Source organism: Streptomyces sp. NPDC005963 (genome assembly GCF_040638655.1).
Taxonomy (GTDB): Bacteria; Actinomycetota; Actinomycetes; order Streptomycetales; family Streptomycetaceae; genus Streptomyces.
Genome location: NZ_JBEXVD010000014.1, coordinates 119,959 through 146,278 on the forward strand (window position 1 = coordinate 119,959; position 26,320 = coordinate 146,278).

Below are 26,320 nucleotides of genomic sequence, written 5' to 3' on the forward strand. Positions count from 1 at the left end.
AAAAGGTCTCGCCGAATGCTCCGCACGGCGGAGCGACGACGCCACACGGATCGCTGCTTCGGGGATGATCACTTCATCACGACCCTCGGCTCACCCGTTGCGATCACATCCGTGAAAGGAATTCTGCCGCTCATGTCAGTCGACCCGAAGGACGACCAACGATCCGTCACGGAGTTCTTCAGCTCCCGCGCTGCCGACTGGGACGCGCGCTTCCCGGACGACGGACCCGCTTACGCAGCAGCAGTGGCCTCACTGGAACTGCCGCCCGGTGGCACGGTTCTCGACGCGGGATGCGGCACCGGGCGGGCTCTCCCGGCCCTGCGGTCCGCCGTCGGACTCGGGGGCACCGTCGTAGGCGCCGATCTCACACCCGCCATGCTCGCGCAGGCCACGGCCCAGGGGCGTACGGAGCACGGCTCGCTCCTGCTGGCCGACGTCAGTCGACTGCCCCTGGCCGACATCTCTCTCGACGCGGTGTTCGCCGCCGGACTCATCAGCCATCTGCACCATCCGGGTTCCGCACTGCGAGAGTTGGCGAGAGTGGTGCGCAGCGGGGGACGACTGGCCCTCTTCCACCCCGTGGGCCGCGCCGCGCTCGCCAGCCGGCAGGGAAGGCAACTGGCTGACGACGATCTGCGTGCCGAACCCCGACTCGATGCCCTGCTGACCGGGTCGGGATGGACGATGACGTCCTACGAGGACCGGGACCAGCGCTTTCTCGTCCTCGCCGTACGGAAGGCCGAGCAGACGGACAAGTAGACGGACGGCTGCACCGGGAGCTGGCCGCAGCACCTACGGCTCTCTCCCCGCACCCGGATCTCCCCAGATCACGGGGTTGCCGCAACAGCTCTAAAGGCGGCACCTGACGGGCATGCAGAGTACAAGGATCGGCGACGCCCCGTCGCCGCTGGGGAAGGTGGTCCGGGTGTTCAGCAGACTCCGCAGGCTCTTCGTCCATCGGCAGCAGAAGACTCCGGCGGCTCCCGTCCGCTCACCGCAGCACAACCTCTTCGAGGCGGCGGCCTCCTATGTGTCCGGATGCGCAGAGGACGACCAGGTGCAGATGGACGAGGCGGTGACCTGGGTGTCCCCCGAGGCGCTCTCGTTCGGCATCAACGAGTTGGCCTGTCGGGCAGTCATAGCCCTCGCCCGGGAGCGGGACGAGTCCCCTCAGACGGTGGCGCGGAGCCTGTTGGGGCTCCCTGCCGCCTGAGGGCCGACCTGCTCTGCGTCGGGCGGGGTCCCGCGACGGCCACCGCGAAGGCAACGGGGCCGTCGGAAGAACACTCGACGGCCGGGTTACCCACTGGTTAGGGTGCGCCGACGAACCATCGGGTAGGAACGATCCGGGCGAGGAGGCATCATGGCCGAGACGGAAGTCTCCGTCGATGATGACGCGCTGTACGTACTGACCGCGGTGCTCTTGACCCCGGCGCAGTTTCCCAGCGTGCTCGGCGACGATTTCCCCGCCGCGTGCGCCGCTCTGGGTGTTCAGCCGTACGCGGACGGCTACGGGCTGGTGATCGGCCAGGACTACGAGGGCTCCCGCTGGACCGTGGTCGTCGACGATGTACCGCTCGTCGCCGTGGCCATCGCCTCGTGGGACTGCGGGATGGAGTACGACCTCTCTCCCCACGATCGCACCGTGGTGACCGCACTGCCCGGTTGGCCCCTGTCCGTGGCCGTCGCGGCGCCCGGGGTGCCGGAACCGCACGACCCGGAGCCGGAGGAGGGCAGCGTGCCGCCACTGGCGCCGCCGAGCCCCGAGGAGTGGGGCCCCGCGCAGCGCCGGCTGGGTGCGGACGAGATCGCGCTCCAGTGGTCACAGTGGCGACAGCAGATCGAGGACGAGCAGACACTGCCCACGCCGCGAACGACCGCAGATCGGACACAGGGTGTACACCCGGGGCTACGTCAGGCCATGGACCAGGCCAGGAGCTATCTGGAGTTCCCTCCGCCGGTCGGACGGGTGCGATCCACCTTCGCCCCGGGCGGCGCCCGGACGCTGCGCGCCGACGGCCCGGGTTGGTCCATGGTCGCCCGGACCGACGACATGGCGTTCTTCCTCCTGGACGAGGAGCCGCACGAGGTGCTCCCGGTGCGTCGGGGCGAAGAGTTGCCCGAACTGCTCACAGCCCTCGACAAGATGGCCGTACGGCCGGGCTGAGGAAACGGGTCAGCCGGGCGGCCGGGCGGCGCAGCAGGGTCCCACCCCACCCGCCCGGTGGACCGGACGCGAGCCAGGTGATGTGCGCATCCGCCGCCCGGTCAGCGGCCGATTTCCTTGCGGCTGACCCTGCGCAGCCTGCGGCGCTGGCTGGGGTCGAGCATCAGATAGGCCAGAGCCGGCACCCCGAGCACGACCAGGAGTGAGTACCAGCCGAGCAGCGGGCTCAGAAGCAGAGCCACGGCCACTCCTGCGATGACGACCTTTGTCCTCGTTGACACGTCAATGCCTCCTTGCACGGCCTTGCCCCGACATCTGAAGGGAACAACGTACGGGCTCCCCGGGTGGTTCCGTACGGACTCGGGCTCCCCCGTCTGCCCCGGAGTACCGGATTCGGGTGGCCCTCCTCCCTACTCTCCCCTTTTACCGGCTTTACCGGCTTTACCGGCTTTACCGGCTTTACCGGCTTTACCGGCGTTCCGCAGGGGTTCGCCCACGTCGCGCAGATGGGTGAGCGCCTGCCGGTAGGAGTCGATGAGTCCGCTCTCCGTGTAGGTGATGCCCAGCCCGCGGCAGTGGGCGCGTACGAGAGGTCGGGCGAGCCTCAGGTGCGGTCGGGGCATGCTCGGGAACAGATGATGTTCGATCTGGTAGTTCAGGCCGCCCAGCATCCAGTCGGTGACCGGTCCGCCGTGGACGTTGCGCGAGGTGAGGACCTGTCGACGAAGGTGTCCCCAACTACGGGCTTCCTCCTCGTCGGGCATGGGCATCCCCTTGTGGTTCGGCGCGAAGGCCATGCCCAGATGGAGCCCGAGCAGCAGTTGGTGGATCAGGGCGAAGAGGAGGGCTTGGCCGATCGGCATCGTGGCCAGGAGCAGGACCGCGTAGCCCACGAGGTGGACGACGAGGAGGAGGCCCTCCGTGGCACGGACGGTGCGAGAGCGGGGTGAGCCACCGAGGCGGTTCGGGGAGAGGACCGCCCGCAGGCCGTAGACCTTGAGCGCCATCCCCTCCAGGGTGGTCAGCGGGAAGAACAGCCACGCCTGGTGGCGGGTGAGCCAACCGTGAAACCCCGACCTGGTCCCGGCTTGCCACGGGGTGAAGACCAGGACGTCCGCGGCGACGTCCGGGTCCCTGTCGACGTCGTTGGGGTGGGCGTGATGGCGCTGGTGCTTGTCGTTCCACCACTGCTGGCTCATCCCCAGCAGCACATTGCCGTGGAAGAGCTGGATGAGCCTGTTGGTGCGGCGGTCTCTGGAGATCTGTGCGTGGCCCGCGTCATGGGCGAGGAAACCGGTTCTGGCGGAGAGCACGGCCAGGAGCGGGGCGAGGAGCAGGACCCACCAGGAGCCTCCGAGGACCGCCGTGCCGACGACGGTTCCGGCCAGACCGAGCAGGTTGAGAAGGATGCTTCCCGCGTACCAGCCGGCGCGGTGCTCCAGGAGTCCCTGTTCCTTCACCGTGCGCAACAGCGGGGTGAACTCGCTGGGGCTGCGTGCCGGAGGAACGGGCGTACGGGGCTTCGGCGCCTTCATCGTGCTCCACAGGGCCGTCTCTGATCTGTCGCGAGGGGGTTGCTGGTCTTCGGACACCCGCCCCGAGTGCGGCGCTGAGGGCTCCCAGGTCTCGCCGTTCGCTGTCGGCGGTGCGGCGGACAGGGGTTCCCTGTCCACGCGTGGCCTGGCCTGGGGCATGTCGTCTCCGGTTGTCGCGGGCGTTGCGGCCCGGGTGTGCCTGTGCTGACCTGAGGAAACGTAGACAAGGCGGGTGGGCCGTGACCATGACGCCATCCCCCGTACGGTGCGGGGGCGGGCCCTCCCCCACTGAGGTGGTGTTGAGTGCACCCATGACCGCCGAACCGGTTCACGTGGGCTGGATCACAGCGTCGCGCCCGCCGTGAACGCCGCGCATGGAGTACCCTCGGCGACTCCCAGTCGAAGCTAGTCAAATTTGAGGAATGCGTCATCGCTGTGCACAGGCCCCCTGCGGCAACGCCCTCGCCGACCGCTGAACCACCCGTCGGTCCAGCCCCGTCCCTCCCGAGCGCCCCTGATGCCTGCCCGGACGGTGCGCTCGCCTCGCGCTCCGCAGTGTTCCTGCCGGCGGACCCGCCCCGTGCCGGCCGTATCGCGTTCTGGTCCGCCGAGCCCCCCGGGGTCCCCGGGTCCGACTCGTCGGGGACCGTCGACGACCTCACCGTGGTCTGTGCGGACAGCGGGCTGCACACCGTCCCCGCCCTACTGCTCCCCGTGCGAGAAGCCCTCGACGTCCTGACCAGGGCAAGGGGCGACGCCGGTGCTTCGTCGAGCGCACGGTTTTGGGGATCGGCCGCCGTCGTCGCACTCCAACTCGTCGCCAGGGGACTGCTCCTCCCCGGGCTGACGCCCACCGATCGGGACGCGTGGCGGGTCGGCCCCCTGACGGCCGAGGACACGGAACGCATCCGCGCCCTGGCCGCCGCCATGCCGTCGAGCGCGCACGCCGTGCCGCTCCCGGCACCGGCAGCCGACGCGGGTGAGCCCGTACTCCTGCCCGAACCGGAACGACTGCTGCGATCGTTCCTGGACGCGGTGGCGGACGTTCTGCCCCGCACTCCCGCGGCAGAAATCGCAGCGGGCGCACCGGCGTTCGCCGCGGACGCCCCCCAGACCCTGCCAGGCGCGCGGGCATGGGCGGCGGACATCGCCGCGGGCCACGACGCAGGCGTACGCCTCTCCCTGCGGATCGAGTTGATCGAGGGATCCGCGTCTCCGGATCCGGATCCGGCACACAGGGAGGGCGGGCAGGAGCCCTCCCCGCCCTCCCTGAAGGCCGTTCTCCAGATGCACAGCGCCAGCGACCCCGCGATCGTCGCGGACGCAGCGGACGTCTGGGCGAGCGGCGATCGCCCCGGCGAGGCATTCGGTCCCCGGGCCCGGATGGATCTCCTCCTCGCGCTGCGCCGCGCCGCCCGGGCATGGCCGCCGTTGGCCCCGCTGCTGCACGCCGCCGTACCCGATGAGCTCCCCCTCGCGGAGGAAGAGGTCAGAGAACTGCTCGGCGACGCGACGCGGGCCCTCGCCAGCTGTGGGGTGGAGGTCCACTGGCCCAAGGACATGGCGCAGCGACTCGTCGCCCGCGCCGTGATCGGACCGATGGACGGCGCCGCCGAGGGACGGGCGGCCGAACGTTCGGGGCTCGACTCGTTCGTCTCCGCCGATGCGCTGCTCAGCTTCAACTGGTGGTTCGCGCTGGGTGATCAGCAGTTGACGCCGGAGGAACTGGATCGGCTCGCCGAGGCGAACCGCCCGCTGGTGCGCCTTCGCGACCAGTGGGTGCTCGTCGACCCCGACGAGGTGCACCGTGCCCGCGATCGCCGGGACCACACCTTGGCACCGGTCGATGCGCTCGGTGCCGTGCTCACCGGCAGCACGGAGATCGACGGTCGGAAGGTCGAGGTGGAGGCGGTCGGCTGGGTGGCCCGGTTGCGCGATCGACTCGCCGATCCGGAGGGCGGACTCCAGGAGATCGGCCAGCCGTCGGCACTCGCCGCGTCCCTGCGCGACTACCAGTTGCGCGGATTGAACTGGCTGCACCGCATGACCTCGCTCGGTCTCGGCGGCTGTCTCGCCGACGACATGGGCCTCGGCAAGACCATCACCCTGATCGCCCTGCATCTCCACCGACAGATCGATGAGTCGACAGTCGGCCCGACCCTGGTGGTCTGCCCCGCATCGCTCTTGGGGAACTGGCAGCGGGAGATCGAGAAGTTCGCTCCGGGCACACCGGTACGTCGGTTCCATGGCCCCGCCCGGACCCTGGAGCACCTGCGCGACGGCGAGTTCGTTCTCACCACGTACGGAACGATGCGTCTGGACGCCGAGCGGTTGGGCGGCGTCAGCTGGGGCATGGTGGTGACCGACGAGGCGCAGCACGTGAAGAATCCCTACTCCGCGACCGCGCGCCAACTGCGCACGATCGGCGCGAAGTCGCGGATCGCCCTGACCGGCACCCCCGTGGAGAACAATCTGTCGGAGCTGTGGGCGATCCTCGACTGGACCACTCCGGGGCTCCTGGGTCGACTCGGTACCTTCCGCAACCGATATGCGCGTGCCGTCGAGGGGGGCGATCTGGCGGCGGCGGAACAACTGACCGCGCTGGTGCGGCCCTTCCTCCTGCGCCGGCGCAAGTCCGATCCCGGAATCGCCCCGGAGTTGCCGCCCAAGACGGAAACGGACCGTGCCGTGACGCTCACCGCAGAGCAGGCCGGTCTGTACGAGGCGGTGGTGCGCGAGACGATGGCGGCGATCGCCGAGGCCGACGGCATGGAACGCCGCGGTCTGGTGGTGAAGCTGCTCACCTCGCTGAAGCAGATCTGCAATCACCCCGCGCAGTACCTCAAGGAGGAACAGCCGCGGATCACGGGGCGTTCGGGCAAGGTGGAACTGCTCGACGAACTTCTGGACACGATCGTCGCCGAGGACGGCAGCGTCCTGGTCTTCACCCAGTACGTGCAGATGGGACGCCTGCTGGAGCGGCACCTCTCGGCGCGCGGGGTACGGACGCTGTTCCTGCACGGGGGTACGCCCGTCATGGAGCGCGAGACGATGGTGGAGCGCTTCCAGAGCGGGGAGGTCCCGGTCTTCCTGCTCTCCCTGAAGGCGGCCGGCACCGGTCTGAACCTCACCCGTTCCGGTCATGTGGTCCACGTGGACCGTTGGTGGAACCCCGCCGTCGAGGCCCAGGCCACGGATCGTGCGTACCGGATCGGCCAGACGCAGCCCGTGCAGGTCCATCGGCTGATCTCCGAAGGCACGATCGAGGATCGGATCGCCGACATGTTGGCGCGCAAGCAGGAGCTCGCCGATGCGGTACTGGGCTCCGGTGACGCGGCACTGACCGAGCTGACCGATGCCGAGTTGGCCGAGTTGGTGGGGCTCCGCAGGGACGGGGGGACATCACGGTGAACCGCCGTCACGACGCGTACGGCGGTCTGGGACCGGGGGCGAACGACGGCGCGGATGACGCCGACCGCACCAACAGCAGTGGGGAGATCGGGGACATGGACGGTGGGCAGGACCGCAGCGGGATCACGCAGGGCGGTCCCGACGCGAACGAGCGGACCTTCGCCCCGCTGCCGCCCCCGCCCGGGCGCGGTTTCGCCCAGACGTGGTGGGGCCGCACCTGGGTCAAGGCGTTGGAGGAGACCGCGCTGGACTCCCAGCAGCTCACCAAGGGCCGCAAGAACGCCCGGGCGGGGGCGGTGGGCGCGGTCTCCGTGCGTCCCGGGCGGGTCACCGCAGTGGTGCGCGACCGCGACGGAACCGGTCACCGCTGCGATGTGCTGTTGCAGGAGCTGACGGCCGCCGAATGGGATCGGTTCCTGGACATGGCGGTCGATCGAGCCGGGCACATCGCGGCGCTCCTCGACCGTGAGATGCCGACGCATCTGGTGGAGGACGCGGCAACGGCAGGGGTCGAGTTGCTGCCGGGCATCGGCGATCTGGAGCCCGAATGCGGATGCGGTGCCTGGGACCTGTGCCCCCATACGGCTGCGCTCTGCTACCAGGTGGCGCGGTTGCTCGACCAGGACCCCTTCGTCCTGTTGCTGCTGCGGGGTCGGGGCGAGCGGGTGTTGCTGGACGAGTTGCAGGCGCGCAGCGTGGCTCGGGCGAGTGCGGGAACCCCGCGAACACCACAGCAGCCTGCCGAGGGCGTACGGGCTGCTGTGGTGTTCGCGGCGCAGGGCGGGCTGCCGCCCCTGCCCGGACCGCCGTCGCTGCCGGACCGGAGCGGCCCCGCGCCTTCCCTGGACAGCGAGATCGCCCCGGGGAGCGGTGTTGACCCGGCGGCGTTGGAGTTCCTCGCGGCCGATGCCGCGGCCCGGGCCCACCACCTCCTCGCACAGGCCCTCTCGCCCGGTCATTCCCGACAACCACGGACGGCACGGCAGGAGGTCGACGTCGACGCGGTACGCCTGGCAGCTGCACAGCCGGGGCCGGTGATCGCCGGACGTCTCGCCGCGGGCACCGGGCGCCAGCGCGTCGAGTTGGATGTGGCCGTGCGGGCCTGGCGCGCGGGAGGCACGGCGGCGTTGGCCGTGTTGGACGATGCATGGACTCCGGATGCGGAGTTGCTCGCGCGGGCGGCTGCGGCTTTGGACGGTGCGTGGGAGGACATGGACCGCCCTCGGTTGCGGAGCGCCGGTGCGGGTCGCTGGACGGTCGTCGGCGCGGAGAGGCAGCTACGGATCGGTGCGGACGGCCGGTGGTGGCCGTTCCGCAAGGAGAAGGGTCGCTGGGTTCCATCGGGTCCTGGGGGCCGTACGCCCGACGCGGTGCTGTCCGAGGTGCTACCGGGGGTAGCGGGCGAACTGGACTGAAGACCCTCAAAGCAACACTGGTCACACCGGCAACAGGGAGAGAGATCGGCCGAACCCTGCTGAACTCCCCCCACGGCCTACGCGCGTAGGGCAGGGTTCCTTCAGATGCATGGATCATCCGGTTCGTCGATGCACCGGGGCAGCCGTCCCTGCGCATCGACGAACCGGCCTCCCTCGTGTCGACACGTCGTCGTCAGCGCACGAGGGACACCAGCACGACCGGACCGAGACCCGCCTGACCCCCACCAGGAGGCTGCCCCATGTCCCACGAAATGTCCCCCGAGTCGAAGAAGACCCGCCCGCTGCGCCGCTCGCTCGTCCTCGGTGTGCCGATCGCCTTGGTCACGGCCGTCGCCGTGGCCGCGACGGCCACCGGCACCACCCCCACCCCCAGCAAGCCCCGCGCCGCGGCCCCGGAAGTGGTGGGCACCGCGGTCCTCGACGAGATCCCCTTGGCGAAGTTCAGCAATTCGCTCATCCCGAACTCCGTCGCCAACGACCGCGGGGTGCACCTCGGCATCGGCAGCGACATGTTCCCGGCCGACCGCAAGGGCGAGTTCTGGGCGCTGACCGACCGCGGCCCCAACGGTCAGATCAAGGTCGACGGCGTCAAGCGCCGCACCTTCGCCGTACCGGAGTTCAACCCGGCGATCGTCCGGGTGCGCGTCGCGGGCGAGCGGGTGTCCGTGCTGCGGGCGATCCCCATCACCACGGCCTCCGGCAAGCCGGTCTCGGGGCTGCCGAACCAGGCGTCGCGCGACGAGGCCCCGTTCAACTTCAATGCGACGACGCCTCTGTCGTACAACCCCAGCGGTCTGGACACCGAGGGAATGGCCCGGGCCGAGGACGGCTCATTCTGGCTCGTCGACGAGTACGGACCGTCACTCATCCACGTCTCCGCACGCGGCCGGGTCCTCGCCCGTTACGTGCCCAAGGGGCTGGGGCTCCAGGGCGCCGACTACCCCGTCGTGGAAGCGCTGCCCTCGATCCTCCTGAAGCGCAAGCTCAACCGCGGATTCGAAGCGCTGACCGTACTGCCGGGCGGTGACCTCGTCCTGGCCGTGCAGAGCCCGCTGCTCGTACCGGACGCAACCGCGGGCGAGGCGTCCCGCAATGTGCGGCTGTTGCGCTTCTCCCCCGAGGAGGCGGAGGTGACGGCGGAGTACTCCTACCAGTTCGACCCCGTCCACGTCGTCGATCCGTCGGAGACCGACACGGCCGAACTGAAGCTCTCCTCGCTCGTCCCGATCGACGACGACACCGTCCTGGTCCAGGAGCGCACGGACAAGTCGTCACGACTGCACCGCGTGACCCTACCGAGCGGCGAAGGCATCCTCGGCAGCCGCTGGGACGATCCGGCGACCTCTCCCAGCTATGAGCAGGTCGAGGATCTGGCAGCGGCCGACGTGCCCGTACTGGCCAAGGAACTGGTCGTCGACTTCGGCAAGGTTCCCGGGGTGCCCGGCAAGATCGAGGGCATCGCCCTGGTGGGCCGCAACACCCTGGCCCTGATCAACGACAACGACTTCGGGATGTCGGACGGTGCTCAGGCCTTCGACGAGCAGGGCAGGCTGGTGGACAGCGGTGTCGACACCAGAGTGACCCATGTGAAGCTGCCGCGCCCGCTGCGCGGCTGAGTCCTCGGACGTACGTCGGAGTGGATGGGCAGCGATCCGGGTGTGGCCCGGATCGCTGCCCCTTCATATGTCGGTGTCGGTCCGGCTCCATCGGGTGCACCGGGAGATCGCGCTCGCTCGGGCGGCCTCCACCATCCCGGACCCGGTTCGTGCAGCGCCCTGCGGCGCCCGGCCCACCGTGCGAGACGCGCGACACGACATCGGGCGGCACGACATCCCCGGGCAGCGGGAGCCGACGCGAGATCCTGGGGCCGGCCCGGACGCCACCCGGCACCAGGGCTGCCAGCCCCGCTTCTGACATCCCACCAGGAGAGGCCCGAATGGACCGTAGAAGACTCCTTCGGGGCGCCGCCGCAGCGGCGGCCACGAGTGCGCTGTTCCCGATCGTCACCGCCCATGCAGCAGCCCGCCCCTCGGATCGATCGGACGGCGGGGCCCGCGCACCCGGCCCCTCGCACGATCATTCGTTCGAGGCCCGGCGTCGAAGCGATGTGGACCATCCCTCCGCACAGTGGCGCCCCGCGGCCGCGGAGAACTACACGGTTTCCAGCCGTCCGGGCTCCTATCCGATCGACTTCGTCGTCATCCACGTCGCCCAGGAGACCTTCGCCGACACGGTCAAGATCTTCCAGAACCCGGCGAAACAGGTCTCCGCACACTACGTCGTCGCATCGGCTGACGGTTCGGTCGCGCAGTGCGTCCGGGAGCGCAACATCGGTTGGCACGCCGGAAACTGGGACTACAACACCCGCAGCATCGGGATCGAGCACGAGGGCTGGGTGGACCAGCCCGCCTACTTCACCCATGCCCTCTACGAGAGTTCGGCCGCGCTCACCGCGTCGATCTGCGAGCGGTACGGCATCCCCAAGGACCGGGCGCACATCATCGGCCACCACGAGGTGCCGGGGGCCGACCACACCGACCCCGGACCGTTGTGGGACTGGCAGCGCTACATCCGCCTGGTGAACTTCGCGTGACCCCGGTGCACGACCGCCGGTGGGAAGAGGTCAAAATACCGAAGCGATAGCCTGCTGACTACTTGTCACTTGAGTGCGTGTCCGGCTCGGCGGGCTAGGTCACGATGGTTCCAGGGAGGCCGATTTGACCGATGCATGGGTGGCTCTGGAGCCGGGTGCCGACCCGGTGAAACGGGTCGCGGACCTGCGCAGGGCTTACGACGCGTATCTGACTGCGGGCCGCGTCGAGGCGCCGGTCCGGCCCGTGGTGGCCGACTCCTGGCGCCGCTCCGCCCGCGCCCTGGTCAGCCCCGAAGGCGTGGCGGGCATCGAGTTGGACGACGATGCGCTCACCACGTACCGGGAGAGCCACCCCCTGGCCCGGGTGATGCCCCTCATACGTGAACTCACCAGCGGCTACGCCATGGACGGCGACCATCTGGTGGCGGTCTGCGACAGCCATGGACGGCTGCTGTGGGTGGAAGGGCCGCCCACCACGCGGCGAAGGGCCGAAGGGATGAACTTCGTCCCGGGCGCCCGCTGGTCGGAATCGGCGGCGGGCACGAACGCACCAGGCACGGCGATAGCCGTGGACCGGCCCGTTCAGGTCTTCGCCGCCGAGCACTTCCGGCGCCCGGTCCACCCGTGGACCTGTGCGGCGGCACCGATTCACGATCCCGCCACGGGACGCGTGCTCGGCGCGGTCGACATCACGGGCGGCGACCGGTTGGCCCATCCCCACAGTCTCGCCTTCGTCGCCGCGGTCGCCCGGGCCGCGGAATCCCAACTCGCCCTGCTCGCACCGACGACGCCCACCACCGGTAGCGTCCGGCTGACCGCATTGGGCCGCAACGAAGCACTCCTGCTAACCGAAGGGCGCACCTTACGCCTGAGCCGCCGCCACAGCGAGATCCTGGTCCTGCTGGCCCACCGCCCCGAGGGAGTGGGCGGGGACGAGTTGCTGATGGAACTGTACGAGGACGAGTCCGTCACCCCCGTCACCCTGCGGGCCGAACTGTCGAGACTGCGGCACCTCCTCGGGAGGGACCTCCTGCGGTCACGGCCCTACCGCCTCGCCGCCCTGGTGGACACCGACTTCGGCGCGGTGACGCGAAGGCTCGCGTCGGGCACGGTCACGGGAGCCCTGAGCGCCTACGCCGGTCCCCTGCTCCCCGCATCGATGGCACCCGCCGTGGTGCGGCTGCGGCGACGGCTCACGGACCAACTCCGTGCCGCACTGATCTCACGGGGTGACCCCGGCCTCCTCGCGGACTGGGCCTACAGCCCGTGGGGGGAGGACGACCTCCCGGTGTGGCGGGCCTTGGCGGGCGCACTCCCCGGTGCACAACGCCCGGCGGCCCTCGCCCGCATCCGCGAACTGGACGGCTGGCAGGGAGCCTGACACCGGCCGGCCGTGCGCCGCGTCGAACGACCTTGCGGTGAGGGACCGTGGTGCGCGGTCCACGACCCGCGTGGAACGACCGGTCCGCCCAGGCGGGACGGCGCGATCAACGCGGGCGCACGACCGGCCTGTTCAGATCGCCCTCGGCAGGGGAAAGTTGAGGCGCATGACCGCATCGAACGCCGCGTCCGGCAGCAGCCGTTTGGCGAGCATCGTCGCGCGGGCCATGGTCCCGATCGCATAGCGGGCACGGGGTCGGGCGACGGTGGCGGCGCGAACCACGACCCGCGTGGCGGCCTCGGCCGATACGGCGCCTTTGCTCCGGGTGAACGTGCGGTCCGCGTACATGGCCGCCAGCTCACGGCGGAAGTCCGCGTACGGATCCGCCGGCCCGGTAGCCGAGTCGCGTTGCATGGTGCCGACCGCGGTCGAGCCGAACTCGGTGATGGTGGGGCCTGGTTGGACCACCACCACGCGGACGCCGAGCCCGGACACCTCAAGGCGCAGCGAGTCGCTGATGGCCTCCACCGCGTGCTTGCTGGCGTGGTAGAAGGCGCCTCCGGGTGGCGAGAACCGGCCACCCATGGAGGAGATGTTGACGATCCTGCCGCGCCCGGCGCGGCGCATCCCGGGCAGGACCAGTTGCGCCATGCGCACCAGGCCGAAGACGTTGGTGTCGAACTGGGCCCTGACCTCTTCGGGGGTTGCCGTCTCGACCGGCATGTGCAGCCCGTAGGCGGCATTGTTGATCAGGATGTCGATCCGGCCGTGCTCGGCCTCGACCGCGGCCACCGCGGCGGTCATGCTCGTCTCGTCGGTGACGTCCAGCGTGTGCGTGCTGATGCCCAGGGCCGCCAGTTCGGCGAGCGATTCGGGCCGACGGGCGGTGGCGTGGACCTGGTGGCCGAGGCGATGGAGCGCAAGGGCTGCCTCACGCCCCATACCGGAGGAGCAGCCGGTGATCAGTACGGTCTGCGGTGTGGTCATGCCGCGTCCTTTCGATGCAGGAGATCCCAGACGGCGTCTTCCGCCTGGTCGAGGGCGTCGTGATCGAGGGCCTTGAGCCCGTCGGGGCGTTGGAATCGGACCAGACCGGCGAAAGCGCCCAGGGCCAGGGCGACGAGCCGGCCTGCGTCACCGTCGCGGATCTCGCCGGCCTGCTGCCCACGGGCGATGAAGTCGGCGGCGATGCGGTCGATTTCCGCGGCGAGTTCGATGCTGTCGGGGGTGAGGTACGTGTCGTGCTGCTGGTGTTCCAGAAAGACGAAGGCGTCCGGCCGGTCGGTGGCGTACTGGGCGAAGCCCCGCCAGAACCGGCCGAACTCCACACGGATCGACGTCGTGGGGCCACCTTCTTCGACCGCGTCGGCCAGCCGGCGGAGCAGATCGCGTTTGGCGTGTTGGAACGCGGCGTTCCCGAGTGCCTCTTTGCTCGGGAAGTACCGGTAGATGCTGCCGACGCCGACCCCCGCACGCTGGGCGACGGCCGGCATCTGTGTTCCCTCGTAGGTCCGTTCGGCGAAGAGGGCGATGGCTGCGTCGATGAGGGACTGGGAGAGCTCTGGCTTCCGGGGAGTCACGGAATGAATATTCATTCCGCAAGGGATCGCTGTCAAGCCCGATCCATGAGCGCGGAGCGGATGACCCGCCCGATCGACCCGTGTGCGGTTGCGAGCTACAGGAGTCGATGCAGGTCAAGGTGAGGGCCGGCCATCCGAGGCCATGGGCGCGGGAGAGGATGTCCGAGCTCCTTCGACCGGCCGCGCCGGACCGATGGCGAAGGGCTCCTTGAGGCGAGCATCCTCAAGGAGCCCTCATCGATACCGGGCAGGCCCCGCCACCGGAGCACCGCACGGGTGCCCCGGCCGAGCGAGGGTCCGGCTATGGAACCCCGCCGCCGTTCACCGGCTCTCGCCGCATGACGTACGGGCGATGAGTTGCGGTTCGAAGCGGAGTTGCACCGGATGGTCGGGATTCTCGACGATCAGATCGGCTGCGCGCTGCCCCATCCGGTACGAGGGTTGTGCCACCACCGTGATGCCGAGGGCCGGTGCCCAGGAGAAGTCGTCCATCGTCAGGAAGCCGATGTCGTCCGGGATCGCGAGCCCCCTGGCGGACAACGCGGAGTGGACGGCAACCGTCCGCAGGCCCGTCAGACAGACGATCGCGTCCAGAGGGGCACGGCGGTCCAGCAGTGCGTCCACTGCCTCTGCGGTCTCCGCGTTGACGGACACCGCCGCAACGGCGTCCTCGGACAGCAGCAGCCCCGCATCGGCGAGCCCTTGCCGCAGCCCTTCGGTCCGCCCGAGCTGCGAGGGCCGTGTTCCCGATGTGACCACCCCGATCGACCGGCGCCCGCACGCGATCAGGTGCTCGGCCATCATCCGGCCGGCAGCGACGTTGTCCAGGCTGACCGAGTGCAGACCGACGGGCGGATCCGGCACCGACCGCGCCACGATGACGCACGGGGTTCCCCCCATGGCCATCCGGCGCGTCCTGTCATCGGTGGACACACTGGCCGTGACGATGAGGCCGCGCACCCGCTGCTCGTCCATGGCCTGGATCTGTGCGAGCTCGCGATCAGGACGCAAGAACGTGTTGGCGAACATGACGAGGCTGCCATTGGCGGCGGCCACCTCGTCGATGCCGCGGATCAGATCGAGGTAGAACGGGCTGCTGAGGTCTCCCATGACCACTCCGACGGTGCTGGAACGCCCGGCGAAGATGCTCTTGGTGAGCGCGTTCGGCGAGTATTCGAGCCGGGTGACCGCGTCCCACACCCGGGTCGCGGTCGCCTCCCGGACGGCCCCGCCGTTGAGCACCCGCGAGACCGTCGCCACCGATACCCCTGCCGCCGACGCGACATCGCCGATGGTTGTTCGCTTCACCGTCTGTCCCTTCCAGCCACTCCGGTCAGGCGGTGACACGCCGGCCGTCGCGGACAACGATCTCACCGCCGATGATGACAGTGCGCACCTGTGGCAACTCCGCCGGGTCGGTGAGCACGAGGTCGGCGATCGCGCCCGGTGTGACGCGTCCACGCCGTGGTGCCACACCCGGGACGGCATCGGCGACGTTGGCGGTGGCCATGGCGATCGCCGCGGGCAGACGCACCACACCGGCCTTGGTGGCGCGGTCGATCGCGAGCAGAATCGGGTCGTGGTGACCGCCCGCGTAGTCGGTCGAGATCGTGTCGACGAGCCCGGCTGCGAACATGGCGTAGAGCAGTTCGGGGCCCGTGGTGAGCCGCCGTGCGCCGAAGGTGTCGAGGGTGGACACATCCACGGTGGCGCCCAGTTCCTTGAGCCGTTCGGCGTGTTCCAGTGCCTCGCGCGGGTCGAAGCTCGAATGGTTGGAGTGCCCGGCGATGAGCCGCACGCCGGTCCTGGCGATCGCGGCTACCTGCGTCATCGAGGCGGCTGCATTGTGCACGAGTACCGGCACTCCGAGTTGCTGGGCACGGTCCGCGGCTTCGGCGAGTCCCTCCAGGGCGATGTCAAAGGCGGGCAGGACGATATCGGAGACGATGTCGCGGATCTCGTCGACCGACAGCTTGCCGGCCAGCCCGGCGGCCACCAGCGCCTCTTCGACCGTGTCGCGGTCGAAGGACGAGGCCGCAATGTGCCGCCCCAGCACGGAGACCTTCAGCGCGTCCGCCTGCCGGGGCGTGATCGTCACTCCGGTGCGCCGGACCACCTCGGCCGGGATGTACATGTAGCTCGCCCCACCACCGCCCAGGGTGTGTCCGGCACCGATCTCGCCGAGGGCGACCGCGCCATCGGCGACCGCCCGGCGCGCGGTGTACGCACAGTGCTCGTCGGTGAGCCCTCCCCCGTCGGCGACGGTCGCCGCCCGCAGGCAAGCTGGGGTGTTGCAGGAGGCGAGTCTGACGGTGACCGGGTGGTCTTCGTCGGTCCTCGCGACCGCTTCGGCGGTGACGAAGCCGTCGACGCAGAGCACGGTCGTCGTGCCCTCCAGCAGGTGCCGGTCGAGGTTGGCGAGCACCTGCCCGGGTGGGAGTCCTTCGTGACCGCTCGGGAAGAGCGGGCCGTACGCGGTGCCGTGGGTGTGGTTGTTGATCAGGCCCGGGAGGGCGAGAGCCCCCGCGGCATCGACGATCTCGTCCGCGGCGCCGTAGGTTTCCACCGGCCTGGTGGGCAGGATCTCTCGGACCGTGTCTCCCTCGACCACGATGTCCACCCCGTGCCGGAGGTCGCTGCCGGTGCCGTCGACGAGATCACAACCGTGCAAGACAGTCGTATGCACAACGTCTCCTCAGAATCGCTCGAAGCGGAAGGGGGCCAGTTCCCCGGTGCGGTCCTCGCCGAGGGCTTCGGCGGCGACCAGAGCGCCGGCGTACAGGCTGAGGGTGGCGCCGCTGTGGGAGACGGCGAAGTGGAAGTTGGGCAGGTCGGGGGCCCGGCCCAGGACGGGCAGGCCGTCACCGGGAATGGGCCGCTCCCCCACCCGTACGCTCTCCACGCTCGCCGCGCGGAGGCCCGGGTACAGCGCGCGGCCCGCCGCCATCAACCGGTCGACCGCGGTCTGCTCCACACTGATCTCTCCGGTGTCGAAGACCTGTGCCGCACCGTCGATGTCGTGCGTGTGCAGGAGCAGCCGCCCGGCGCCGTCCGGCCGGAGGTGGACGTGCGGGGCGTGGACGACACGGGAGGTGGAGACCGCGACCGGTGATGTGTAGACGAGGACACCGCGGGTGTTGCGCATGGGCAGCTCCAGTCCGGCGAGGCCCGCGATGTGGTCGGCCTGCGGGCCGGCGCAGTTGACCACGGCATCGGCGGCCAGTCGTCGCCCCGATGCGAGGAGGACCGAGCCCACCCGGCCGCCGGATACGTCGATTCCCGTGACCGCGTCGTGCCAGATCCGCTCCACGTCCGCAGTGGAGAAGAGATGGGCGATCAGTCGGGTCGGTTCGATCCAGCCCTCTGCCGGGAAGTGGGCGATCTCGTCGGCGGGGAGTTCGGCGGGGTTTATGTCGGGCTCAAGGCGGAGCACGTCCGCCCGGGTGAGCCAGCGTGCCTCGTATCCGTAGCTCACCACGGTGGCGACCTTGCGGCGCAATCGCTCGCGCTCGTCGTCGCTGCCGCCCCACTCCAGATTGCCGCCTTCGTGGTACCAGTCGCTGCCGGGCACATTGTGCGCCAGCTTCTGGTGTGCCTCCATCGAGGCGACGCTGAGATCGTGGTACGCCCGTGGCTGTTTGCCGCAGGAGTTGGTCCACGAGAAGGTCGCCCCTGATGTGCCACCTGCCGGTGCACCCCCGTCGACCACTGTGACGCGTGCGCCCCGGCGTGCCAGTTCGGCACTCACCGCCGCGCCGTAGACACCGGCACCGATGACAACGACTTGCTCGACCATGTGGATTCCTCTTCTCTCGTTCGTTGGGGAGTCGTCGGGGGCTTCAGCCCGCTGCGGGCAGCGCATGAGCGGCGCCCGGGGGAACGGAAACGGTGGTCTCGTCCCCGGGTGCGGGAAGTCCGAGCGCGCCCGGATCGGGCACGGACACCCGTAGCCGGACCGAATCGGAGATCTCCACGACGACGGTGGCGAGACTGCCCTCGTTGACGATCTCGGCCACTCGGCCGACGATCGACGTCCCGGCGCCCTCGGCACCCAGGCGCAGTGCCTCCGGTCTGAGCAGGACCTGGACCGCATCACCTTCCGCGACGGTTCCCGCGTGCCGTGCGCGCAGTGTGTCCGCGGTGGTCAGCCGTACGGTGCATCCGTCCGGTCCGGCTTCCGTGCACACTCCGGGGACGAGATTGGACTGACCGATGAATCCGGCCACGAACGCATTCACCGGGTGCCGGTAGATGGTGTCGGGGGTGTCGAGCTGTTCGACCCGGCCGTCGCGCATCACCGCGATCCGGTCGCTCATCACCAGGGCTTCGGTCTGGTCGTGCGTCACAAAGATCGATGTGGTGCCCAGTTCGCGCTGCAAGTGCTTTATCTCCAGGCGGAGTTGCTCGCGCAGCTTGAGGTCCAGATTGGACAGCGGCTCGTCGAACAGCAGCACCTTCGGTTGCACCACAATCGCCCTGGCGAGGGCGACGCGCTGCTGCTGCCCACCGGAGAGCTGGCCCGGCATCCGGTCCTCGTACCCGGTGAGACCGACGCGTTCGAGCGCGCCCGCCACCCGCACCTGGACGTCTGCCTTCGGGCATTTGCGCATTCGCAGTCCGTAGCCGACGTTCTGACCGACGCTCAGGTGCGGGAACAGTGCATACTGCTGGAAGACCATCGCGGTGTCACGCCGGTCGGGCGGCAGTCGGTGGACGTCCTGGCCGTCGAGCAGGATCCGCCCGGAGTCCGGTGTCAGAAAGCCCGCGATCATGTTCAGGGTCGTCGTCTTCCCGCAGCCGGAGGGTCCGAGCAGGGTCAGGAACTCACCGGGCCGCACATCGAGGTCGAGGTCCTCCACCGCCACCGCGGCACCGAACTGTTTGCGAATGCCCCGCAGGGTCACGGCGTAGCCGCCCGTACGTGCTCGTGTGGCCGGCTCCTCGGCGGCGTCCACTCGTGCAATCACTTGGTACCTCCGTGGATGAACTCGGTCAGGCGAACGAACCGGGACGCCACGCCCGCGATGACACAGATGCCGACGACGCTGGTCACGGCGACGCACGCCAGGGTCGGGGAGTACTGGTACTCCATGTACTGGAGGAGTTGGATGGGGAGTGTGGTCGCGTCCCGCGATGTGAGGAACAGCGAGAGTTCGACGTTGTTGAACGAGACGATGAAGGCGAACAGCGCCCCAGCGAACATTCCTGACCGCATCAGCGGCAGGGTGACGGTGGTGAACGTGCGCCACGGCGAGGCCCCGAGATCCCGCGCGGCACGCTCCCACAGCGGGTTGACCCCCAGCAGACTGACGCCCACGGTCCGCAGCACGAACGGGATGCCGATCAGTGCATGGGTCACCACGAGCAGCACCGGGCCGATGAACCCGCGCGCACTGAGCATCGAGATCAGTTGGACGACGGAGAGGCTGATCACGATCTCCGGCAACAGCAGGGGGCTGGCGAGGAACCCTTCCAGCGCGGCACGGCCTCGGACCGGGCCGCGCGACAGGGCATAGGCCGCGGCCGTACCCACGACCAGCGCACATGCCGCGGAACCCAAGGCGATCTCGGCGGACAGGGCCATGGGCAGCAGCCATTCGCGGGTCAGTGCGGACTCCCACCACCGCAGCGAGAGCCCGCTCGGCGGGAAGGCGGGGTAGGTGTCCGGCTGTACGGAGGTCCAGACCACGACGGCCATCGGCACGGCAACGAAGGCGAGCACCAGCGTTAGCAGTGCGGTGCGCAGCACCATCCAGGGACGGAATCGCATGGTCACATCCCCTTCCGCGACCGGCGACCGGCGAGCAGCAGTGCGGACACGGTGAGCGCACCCACCACGAGGATGACCACCGCGACCGCCGCCGCCTGGCCCCATTCGAGGCTGACGACCATGCGGTCGCGGACCAGGGTCGCGAGTGTCTGCACCCGCCCGCCGCCGAGCACTGCCGCGGCGGCGTAGGCGCCGAGGCTGATCGCGAACGTCAGCATGAATCCGGCGATCAGTCCGGGACGGATCAGTGGCAGTGTGATCCGGAGGAACGTACGCACGGGTCCGGCGCCGAGGTCGCGCGACGCGCGTTCCAGGACGGGGTCGACGCTCTGCACGCTCGACATCGCGGTGAAGACCGCGAACGGCAGGAGTACGTGGACGAGACCGGCGATCACCGCGAACTCCGACCCGATGAACGCGACCGGTGAGCCGGTCAACCCGGTCCAGAGCAGCACCTTGTTGACCAGCCCGTCGCCCTGGAGGAGCACGAGCCAGCCGTAGGTGCGCACCACCACGCTCGACACCAGGGGCGAGACGACGACGAGCAGGACGAGCGTGCGCCACCGCGATCCGGAGCGGACGATGAAGTGTGCGACCAGGAGACCTGCGGCCGAACACAACAGGCCCACCACCGCCGAGATCCAGACGGTGTCCCACAACACCGATCTGAAGTAGTCGTCACGGAAGAGGCTGCCGTAGTTCGCCGTGGTGAACGGTCCGGTCACCGTCGCACCGTCGTAGGTCAGCACACTGCTGGCGAGCAGGATCGCGGTGGGCATCGCGAAGACGGCGAGGACCCACACCGTCGCGGGCAGGGTGAGCCACGGCGATCGGGACCGCTTCCGCGCCGGCGTGCGGACGGGCGGGCTCGCCACTTCCGCCGTCATCGCACGGCCTCCGCCCATTGTTGGCCCCAGGTCGTACGGTTTCGCGTGACCGTTTCCGGATCGGCGATCTTTATCTTTTCGAGCTTCTCGGCCGTGGTGATGTGCTTGGCCGCGAAGTCCGCGGGGAACGGCAGGCCGGTGACCGCGGGCCCTACGTTGTAGGCGAGGGCCCAGCGCCGTTGCACCTCGTCGGAGAGCCAATAGTCGATGAACTCGTACGCCGCTTCCTTGTTCTTCGCCCGGACCGGCACACCGAGCGAACCGAGTGACGCGTAGGAACTCTCGCCCGGCACCGTGTAGTCGTAGTCGGTGGTCTTGGCATAGATCGCGGCGCGGCCGTCGAGGTAGGGGAAGAGCGTTGCGGTGCCCTTCTCCATGTAGGGCACCGCTCCTGCGGAGGCCTGTGGAGTGGCCAGGGCGTACTGGGCCAACTCCTTGATCCGGGCGAAGCCGGGTTCGGTGTCGTCGATTCCCCCGCCGTCCAACTCGGCGGCGCTGAGCATCGCGTAGACGCCGAGGATGTTGGCGGGGTTGAAGATGAGGGTGCCGGATCGGTACTTCGGATCCCACATCGTCTGCCAACTGGTGGGCGGTTTCGCGAAGAGTGACCGGCGGTACATCAGCACGACCTGCTGGACGTCCTGGATCGCGCCGACGCCGTAGGTCTTGGCTTGCAGTTTCTGTGGAACGCGGGCCAGGTTCGGCACCTGTTGCACTGTCACCGGGGCGAGCAGACGGTCCTTGCTGCCCTGGTACAGCTCAAGGCTGGTCATCACGGCGATGTCGAATCCGGGGTCGCCGCTGGCGGCCCGGATGGACGCGTACTGCTCCGACGCCGATCCGGCGGCCGTGTACGTGATGCGGATGCCGGTCTTCTTCGTGAACGGCTCGGCGATCTCCTTCTCGAAAATGCTCTGGTACTCGGCGCCGTATCCCTCGATGACGAGTTCATTGCCCGTGCTGCCGCCCGTACTCGTCGACGCACAGGCGGCCAGCGTCACGGTGAGTCCGAGCGCGAGTGTTAGGCAGGCGAACTTCTTCATGGCAGCCACACCTCCAGGATGTAACTAGTTACATTCACTGGTGGGAAACTCAAGCACGCGACTGCGCGGACAGTCAATGGCTTGTTCTGATCGCAGTACGGGAGGGGTGAAGTCGATGCTCGTCGGGTCGGGGTGTTTCAGCGACGCGCGGTCCATGACCGATGGTGCCGAACACGCCGCCCGTGCCCCGAGCACCGTCGCCCTGGCTCACTGTCCCGTAGACCGCATGGAACTTGCAGCTCAGAGCCGTGATCGGGGCAGTGCGGATGCCTCCGTCGAAGCGCGGGGCAAGCCGACCGAAAGCCGGGAGGCGGAGTGCGTCGATGGCATCCGCCGTCCGTGCGACGGTGGGAGCCGTCGACGAGATGGCCGATTCGGGCGCGCTTAGTTAAGGCGTCAACTTAGCTCTCAGGGGCCGTTGGGACAAGCTGGTGCAGCCGACCGTTTTCGCCCCCTCGTGAGGGGGCGGATCCCTGCCGCGGCCTGAGAGGAGGACCGTGGTCCGGACGAATCCAGGCGCGGACACCTCACGGTGTCCGCGCCTGGATTCGTCGAGTGGGAGGCGGCTCTGGCTAGCCGCTGTCGCCCTTGCCCTTTCCTCCTTCTCCGCGCTGGTTGGGGATTTCCACGACGAGCGGTGTGGTGGCGTTGTCCTCGGTGATCTCGTACGGGCCGGTGACGGGATCGGCGGGGAGGACATAGCCCTCGGGAACGTCGGTCTCCTTGAGGTAGTACTCGCCCGTGGGGAGGTCGCCGAAGGCACACTCGCCGTTGTTGTCGGTGGAGCAGCCGTTGCCGACCTCGGTGTCCGGGTTCGTACCGGTGGTCTGGAGACCGGACTCGCCGTTGGTCTCGCGCCACAGTTCGAAGACGGCACCGGCCAGTGCCCTGCCGTTCTTCTGGTCGGTCTTGACGATCTTGATCGTTCCCCGCGCTGTGGGGGTCCTGGCGTTGTGAGCAGTGACGGTCACGCCCGCGTCGGCGTTGTCGGCAGTGAGGTCGAGCGGTCCGAACACCGGGTCGGCAGGCAGCTCATAGCCGTCCGGGGCCTGTGTCTCACGCCAGTAGTACGACCCGATCTCCACCGTGCGGGAACAGATCCCGCTCGCGGTGGTGGTGCAGGAAGCACCGACAAGGGTGTCCGCGTTCACACCACCGGTCTGGAGACCGGACTCGCCGTTGGTCTCCTCCCACAACTCGAACACCGCGCCCGCGAGCAGGGCGCCCGTCTGCGAGTCCTCCTTCACCACCGTCACGTCGCCGGTCACCGGGGTCTGCGGAGTGGTCACCTCTGCCCGGCAGTTCGGATCACAGCCGGGGTCGTCGGTGCCTGCACCCGGGGTGACGGTCACCGTGTTGGTGAGGTCACCCGTGGTCTCGGCCTCGGGGGTGCCCGTGATGACGAAGGTCACCCGGCCGCCCGCCGCCACATCCACCGTGGTGTCGACGTCTCCGGTGCCGGACGGATCGGTGCAGGCGCTGGCAGCGCCTTCGGCCTCGCACGACCAGGTGACGTCCTTGAGGGGCGCGGGCAACGGGTCGACCACCCGGACGGCGTGTGCGTCCTGGGGGCCGGCGTTGCTGACGATGACGGTGTAGGTCAGCGGTTCGCCAGGTGTGTAGGACGGTGAGTCGACCGTCTTGGTGACGCTCAGTCCGATGTCGGCGCAGCGGGTCGGATAGAGGGTCTGCGGCTCGCGGGTCTCGTGGATCCAGGCACCGCCGCCGTCGTAGATCATGGTGTCGGACGGTGTGTAGGTGTCGCCGACCGTGACGCGCGGACCGCAGGGGCTGCCCCAGTCGTTGTTCCCGCGCTGGCCGACCTCCTGCTCGGTGGTCGTCGCCAGGGTTGTGGTGTCCCGGGCGTCGACGGCGACGTTTCCACCGATCATGTCGTTGTCGGTGTTGCTGTCCTGGCCGATCTCGGCATTGGTGAAGGTCCGGACGGCGACCGATTCCTTCGGAAAGACGTTGCCGCGGACCAGGACGGTGTCCCGCATGACGCGCCAGGTGCCCTCCCTCTCACCGAGCTGGATCATCGGTCCCGACCCGGTGAACACATTGCCCAGGACGTCGATGCCGGAGGACGAGCGCGACTGCTGGTCCTCGGGGGTGTTGGGGAACGTGTCCGGGTCGAGGTTCTCCAGTGCGGTGCCCGCGCGAACGGCCGCCGAGTTGTCCGCCAGCGGGGTGAACGAGATCTCGTTGTCGGTGACGGTCACGTGGTGGGCCGGGACCGCGTAGACGACATAGGCCGCGGGCCCGCCGCGGACGGTGTTGCGGAGGTAGTTGAGCGTGTCCCCGCCGTACGGGAACAGAATGCCTGTCGGGTTGTCGGTGAGATCGTTGTCGGCGAACGTGATGTCGCTGCTGTTCTGGATGGCGTCCAGTCCATCGGCGCTGGCGGACGGGTTGATGGTGAGGTTGGCGACGCCCACATTGTCGGTGAAGGTGCTGTCCTGGACCGTCAGGCGCTTGACCGACTCGGTGTAGGTGGCCCACCAGGCAATGCTGCGGACCGTGGCGTTGGTGACCGTCACGTCCGTGGTCATGTCCCAGTAGAAAGCGTTGGCCCCGTCGGTGAAGGTGGAGTCCTGGACCGTGATGTGGTCCGAGTAGTAGAAGCGGACGGCGGCCGAGCCCCGGCGCGCATCGTCGGGGTTCTCATACCCGTCGACGGTCACGCCGCTGATCAGCACATTCGTGTTCTCGTACCCGCCGATACCGATGCCCCCGCTGCCCGCGGAGCCGGCGACGAGCTTCATGGAGGTGCCGGTGACGCGGAAGCCCGTGTTGTTGGCGACCATGATCCCGGTCGCGACGTCGGTGAGGCTGCCGCCGGTCATCACGGGCCCGGTCAGCGGGTGTCCCGAGGTGCGGACCCAGACCTGTCTGATGCCGGTGCGCACCTTGCTGATGTCCGGGTTATCGATGGTCACGGAGGTTGCGCGGGCCAGGTCGATGCCGATGCCGACGCTGTTCGGCGCGCCGATGACCGTGACATCCGTGAGTTGGGCGCCGGTGGTGGCGCCGAGGCTGATGCCCGTGGTGCCCACGTCGGAGACCGTCACCCGGGTCAATCGGGGTCCGTCACCGGTGGTGGCGGCTGCGGTGGCGATCCCGTAGACGTACCCGGTGACCGAGGTGTCGGTCATCACCACACCGCTCGAACCGCTCAGGTTGATGCCGTACGACCCGGCCAGGGAAGTACCGGTGACGCTCACCTCGCTGAAGGAGGGCCCGTTCGTCTTGCCGGTGAGGATGCCCTGTTGGGTGGCCTCGATGTCCACTCGGGTGAATTGGGGCCCGGTGCCGGTGGCCGCGGTCGACATGTAGTAGCCGCGGGTGGCCCCGGTGATCTCCGTGTCGCGCACCACGACGGAGGTGGCATTGCCGGCGCTGATTCCGGTCGAGATGCCGTTGGCGGCATTGTCACCGTTGTCGAAGACGTAGTTCGCAACGGTCCTTCCGGTCGCCGGGCTGCCGGCGAAGACGATGCCGGTGACGGTCGCCAGGTTCGCGGTGTTGGTGATGTGGACGCCGTCGAGCACGGTGTCCGTGGAGGTCGCCGCGACCGTCACCACCGTTTTGCTCGCTGCAGTCGGTTCGAAGGTCACACTGCTGACGGTCAGCCCCCCGCCGGTGACCGAGAACAATGCAGTGACCACCGATGCCGAAGCGCTCGTCAGGGTCACCTGCCGGGGTACGACGATGGTCTTGGTGAACACATAGCTTTCGGGGACGATGTGCACCGTGTCCCCGACTGCGGCAGCGTTCAGCGCCTGCTGGAGGGTCAGCAGCGTCGGCGGCTGGGTGGGGCCGACCCATGCGATGAGTGCGTCGTCCGCAGGGTTGACGACCCGCCGACTCACGGTGGTCGATCGGTACGCGGCGGGCTCGGCTCCCGTGCGGGGCGCAGCCTTGGTGAAACGGGCCTCCGAGGGCCGGCCGGGGTACCCGGCCTGACGCACTGTGGGATCGCTGCCTCCCATATCCGTGACCGACGAGGCCGGTCCGGGCGCTGGGGTTGCCGGGTCCGCAACGGCGGTTCCCCACATCCCCCACACCAGCAGACAGGTCAGTGCGGTTCGCACCGATCTGGCCGCGGCAGATGAACGTCTTCGATTCAAGAACTCCTCCAGGTCGCTTCGGCAATCCCCGCGGAACGGGTGACACGGTGACCCGAAACAAGCAGACGCCCCGGCACGCCCTGGTCCTGACGCGCCGCGCGTAGGGCGATTGCCGCACGTGCGGTACCCGTCCGCGTGACCGGATCCGTCGCCGGGGAGAAGAGCAGCGCTACACATGCGCGAGCACTCGGACGCGGCGTGCTCGGAAATGTCGGCGCATTGCCGCTGCGGTGTCCGGCACGTGGTCTGCATCGATGCGCTGGGTGCTGACCGTACGGACGGCCCCTGCCGGCATGGAAGGCAGCAATACACGATACTGCACAGCACTGAGCACGATACTGAACATCTAGTTCACCGGGTGGGTATGGACCGAGCGCTCAGAGTACC

General features: G+C 69.1%; 20 protein-coding genes. 8 read left to right on the top strand and 12 right to left on the bottom strand.

Annotation, left to right across the window (positions count from 1 at the left end; translation table 11 throughout):
- Positions 1 to 132: 132 nt before the first annotated feature.
- The 3 genes from ABZ348_RS20080 to ABZ348_RS20090 all read left to right on the top strand — a co-directional run bounded on the left by ABZ348_RS20080 (position 133) and on the right by ABZ348_RS20090 (position 2,167).
- Positions 133 to 759: a class I SAM-dependent methyltransferase gene (locus ABZ348_RS20080; protein WP_358934821.1), complete on the top strand. Its 627-nt coding sequence runs from the start codon at positions 133 to 135 to the stop codon at positions 757 to 759.
- A gap of 112 nt (positions 760 to 871) precedes the next feature.
- The gene (locus ABZ348_RS20085) at positions 872 to 1,213 is read left to right on the top strand and encodes a hypothetical protein (protein ID WP_358934823.1); all 342 of its coding nucleotides are present in this window, start codon (positions 872 to 874) and stop codon (positions 1,211 to 1,213) included.
- 150 nt (positions 1,214 to 1,363) lie between these two features.
- Positions 1,364 to 2,167, top strand: coding sequence for a hypothetical protein (locus ABZ348_RS20090; RefSeq protein WP_358934825.1), 804 nt, complete (start codon positions 1,364 to 1,366; stop codon positions 2,165 to 2,167).
- A gap of 101 nt (positions 2,168 to 2,268) precedes the next feature.
- On the opposite strand, the gene ABZ348_RS20095 is transcribed toward ABZ348_RS20090, so the two are convergent.
- Both ABZ348_RS20095 and ABZ348_RS20100 read right to left on the bottom strand, forming a co-directional pair.
- A complete protein-coding gene (locus tag ABZ348_RS20095) occupies positions 2,269 to 2,448 on the bottom strand; it encodes a hypothetical protein (RefSeq protein ID WP_358934827.1) in 180 nt (59 codons plus the stop codon).
- A gap of 129 nt (positions 2,449 to 2,577) precedes the next feature.
- On the bottom strand, positions 2,578 to 3,702 hold the full coding sequence (locus ABZ348_RS20100) for an acyl-CoA desaturase (RefSeq protein ID WP_358934829.1): 1,125 nt from the start codon (positions 3,700 to 3,702) through the stop codon (positions 2,578 to 2,580).
- A 435-nt stretch (positions 3,703 to 4,137) separates the two neighbouring features.
- Between ABZ348_RS20100 and ABZ348_RS20105 the strand changes: the two genes are divergently transcribed.
- The 5 genes from ABZ348_RS20105 to ABZ348_RS20125 all read left to right on the top strand — a co-directional run bounded on the left by ABZ348_RS20105 (position 4,138) and on the right by ABZ348_RS20125 (position 12,523).
- The gene (locus ABZ348_RS20105) at positions 4,138 to 7,113 is read left to right on the top strand and encodes an SNF2-related protein (RefSeq protein WP_358934830.1); all 2,976 of its coding nucleotides are present in this window, start codon (positions 4,138 to 4,140) and stop codon (positions 7,111 to 7,113) included.
- Between the two features lie 95 nt (positions 7,114 to 7,208).
- A complete protein-coding gene (locus ABZ348_RS20110; protein WP_358934921.1) occupies positions 7,209 to 8,528 on the top strand; it encodes an SWF or SNF family helicase in 1,320 nt (439 codons plus the stop codon).
- A gap of 272 nt (positions 8,529 to 8,800) precedes the next feature.
- Entirely contained in the window at positions 8,801 to 10,165 is a 1,365-nt protein-coding gene (locus ABZ348_RS20115; RefSeq protein WP_358934923.1) for an esterase-like activity of phytase family protein, read from the top strand.
- 320 nt (positions 10,166 to 10,485) lie between these two features.
- Positions 10,486 to 11,142 carry a peptidoglycan recognition family protein gene (locus tag ABZ348_RS20120; protein ID WP_358934832.1) on the top strand — a complete coding sequence of 219 codons (657 nt, stop codon included), beginning with the start codon at positions 10,486 to 10,488 and terminating at the stop codon, positions 11,140 to 11,142.
- Between the two features lie 124 nt (positions 11,143 to 11,266).
- Complete coding sequence (locus ABZ348_RS20125; protein WP_358934834.1) at positions 11,267 to 12,523, top strand: GAF domain-containing protein; 1,257 nt, start codon at positions 11,267 to 11,269, stop codon at positions 12,521 to 12,523.
- Positions 12,524 to 12,655: 132 nt separating this feature from the next.
- On the opposite strand, the gene ABZ348_RS20130 is transcribed toward ABZ348_RS20125, so the two are convergent.
- The 10 genes from ABZ348_RS20130 to ABZ348_RS20175 form a co-directional block, all read right to left on the bottom strand.
- Positions 12,656 to 13,510 carry an SDR family NAD(P)-dependent oxidoreductase gene (locus ABZ348_RS20130; protein WP_358934836.1) on the bottom strand — a complete coding sequence of 285 codons (855 nt, stop codon included), beginning with the start codon at positions 13,508 to 13,510 and terminating at the stop codon, positions 12,656 to 12,658.
- Entirely contained in the window at positions 13,507 to 14,103 is a 597-nt protein-coding gene (locus ABZ348_RS20135; RefSeq protein WP_358934838.1) for a TetR/AcrR family transcriptional regulator, read from the bottom strand. The genes ABZ348_RS20130 and ABZ348_RS20135 overlap by 4 nt, the downstream gene beginning before the upstream one ends.
- 321 nt (positions 14,104 to 14,424) lie before the next feature.
- A complete protein-coding gene (locus ABZ348_RS20140; protein WP_358934840.1) occupies positions 14,425 to 15,411 on the bottom strand; it encodes a LacI family DNA-binding transcriptional regulator in 987 nt (328 codons plus the stop codon).
- Positions 15,412 to 15,436: 25 nt separating this feature from the next.
- Positions 15,437 to 16,789 (bottom strand): amidohydrolase family protein, encoded by a 1,353-nt coding sequence (locus ABZ348_RS20145; protein ID WP_358934842.1) that lies wholly within the window; start codon positions 16,787 to 16,789, stop codon positions 15,437 to 15,439.
- 9 nt (positions 16,790 to 16,798) lie between these two features.
- Complete coding sequence (locus ABZ348_RS20150) at positions 16,799 to 17,899, bottom strand: FAD-dependent oxidoreductase (RefSeq protein WP_358934844.1); 1,101 nt, start codon at positions 17,897 to 17,899, stop codon at positions 16,799 to 16,801.
- A 43-nt stretch (positions 17,900 to 17,942) separates the two neighbouring features.
- Complete coding sequence (locus ABZ348_RS20155; protein WP_358934846.1) at positions 17,943 to 19,070, bottom strand: ABC transporter ATP-binding protein; 1,128 nt, start codon at positions 19,068 to 19,070, stop codon at positions 17,943 to 17,945.
- A complete protein-coding gene (locus ABZ348_RS20160; RefSeq protein WP_358934848.1) occupies positions 19,067 to 19,873 on the bottom strand; it encodes an ABC transporter permease in 807 nt (268 codons plus the stop codon). The genes ABZ348_RS20155 and ABZ348_RS20160 overlap by 4 nt, the downstream gene beginning before the upstream one ends.
- A gap of 2 nt (positions 19,874 to 19,875) precedes the next feature.
- Positions 19,876 to 20,760: an ABC transporter permease gene (locus ABZ348_RS20165; protein ID WP_358934850.1), complete on the bottom strand. Its 885-nt coding sequence runs from the start codon at positions 20,758 to 20,760 to the stop codon at positions 19,876 to 19,878.
- The gene (locus ABZ348_RS20170) at positions 20,757 to 21,803 is read right to left on the bottom strand and encodes an extracellular solute-binding protein (protein ID WP_358934851.1); all 1,047 of its coding nucleotides are present in this window, start codon (positions 21,801 to 21,803) and stop codon (positions 20,757 to 20,759) included. The genes ABZ348_RS20165 and ABZ348_RS20170 overlap by 4 nt, the downstream gene beginning before the upstream one ends.
- Positions 21,804 to 22,375: 572 nt before the next feature.
- Entirely contained in the window at positions 22,376 to 25,675 is a 3,300-nt protein-coding gene (locus ABZ348_RS20175; protein WP_358934853.1) for a SpaA isopeptide-forming pilin-related protein, read from the bottom strand.
- Positions 25,676 to 26,320: the final 645 nt, after the last annotated feature.

What these genes read in the sequence shown, in the direction of transcription:
- ABZ348_RS20080 (WP_358934821.1), top strand. Translation starts at nt 133, where the DNA reads ATGTCAGTCGACCCGAAGGACGACCAACGATCCGTCACGGAGTTCTTC.
- ABZ348_RS20170 (WP_358934851.1), bottom strand. Translation starts at nt 21,803, where the DNA reads ATGAAGAAGTTCGCCTGCCTAACACTCGCGCTCGGACTCACCGTGACG.
- ABZ348_RS20160 (WP_358934848.1), bottom strand. Translation starts at nt 19,873, where the DNA reads ATGCGATTCCGTCCCTGGATGGTGCTGCGCACCGCACTGCTAACGCTG.
- ABZ348_RS20100 (WP_358934829.1), bottom strand. Translation starts at nt 3,702, where the DNA reads ATGAAGGCGCCGAAGCCCCGTACGCCCGTTCCTCCGGCACGCAGCCCC.
- ABZ348_RS20165 (WP_358934850.1), bottom strand. Translation starts at nt 20,760, where the DNA reads ATGACGGCGGAAGTGGCGAGCCCGCCCGTCCGCACGCCGGCGCGGAAG.
- ABZ348_RS20115 (WP_358934923.1), top strand. Translation starts at nt 8,801, where the DNA reads ATGTCCCCCGAGTCGAAGAAGACCCGCCCGCTGCGCCGCTCGCTCGTC.
- ABZ348_RS20090 (WP_358934825.1), top strand. Translation starts at nt 1,364, where the DNA reads ATGGCCGAGACGGAAGTCTCCGTCGATGATGACGCGCTGTACGTACTG.
- ABZ348_RS20120 (WP_358934832.1), top strand. Translation starts at nt 10,486, where the DNA reads ATGGACCGTAGAAGACTCCTTCGGGGCGCCGCCGCAGCGGCGGCCACG.
- ABZ348_RS20110 (WP_358934921.1), top strand. Translation starts at nt 7,209, where the DNA reads ATGGACGGTGGGCAGGACCGCAGCGGGATCACGCAGGGCGGTCCCGAC.
- ABZ348_RS20150 (WP_358934844.1), bottom strand. Translation starts at nt 17,899, where the DNA reads ATGGTCGAGCAAGTCGTTGTCATCGGTGCCGGTGTCTACGGCGCGGCG.
- ABZ348_RS20130 (WP_358934836.1), bottom strand. Translation starts at nt 13,510, where the DNA reads ATGACCACACCGCAGACCGTACTGATCACCGGCTGCTCCTCCGGTATG.
- ABZ348_RS20085 (WP_358934823.1), top strand. Translation starts at nt 872, where the DNA reads ATGCAGAGTACAAGGATCGGCGACGCCCCGTCGCCGCTGGGGAAGGTG.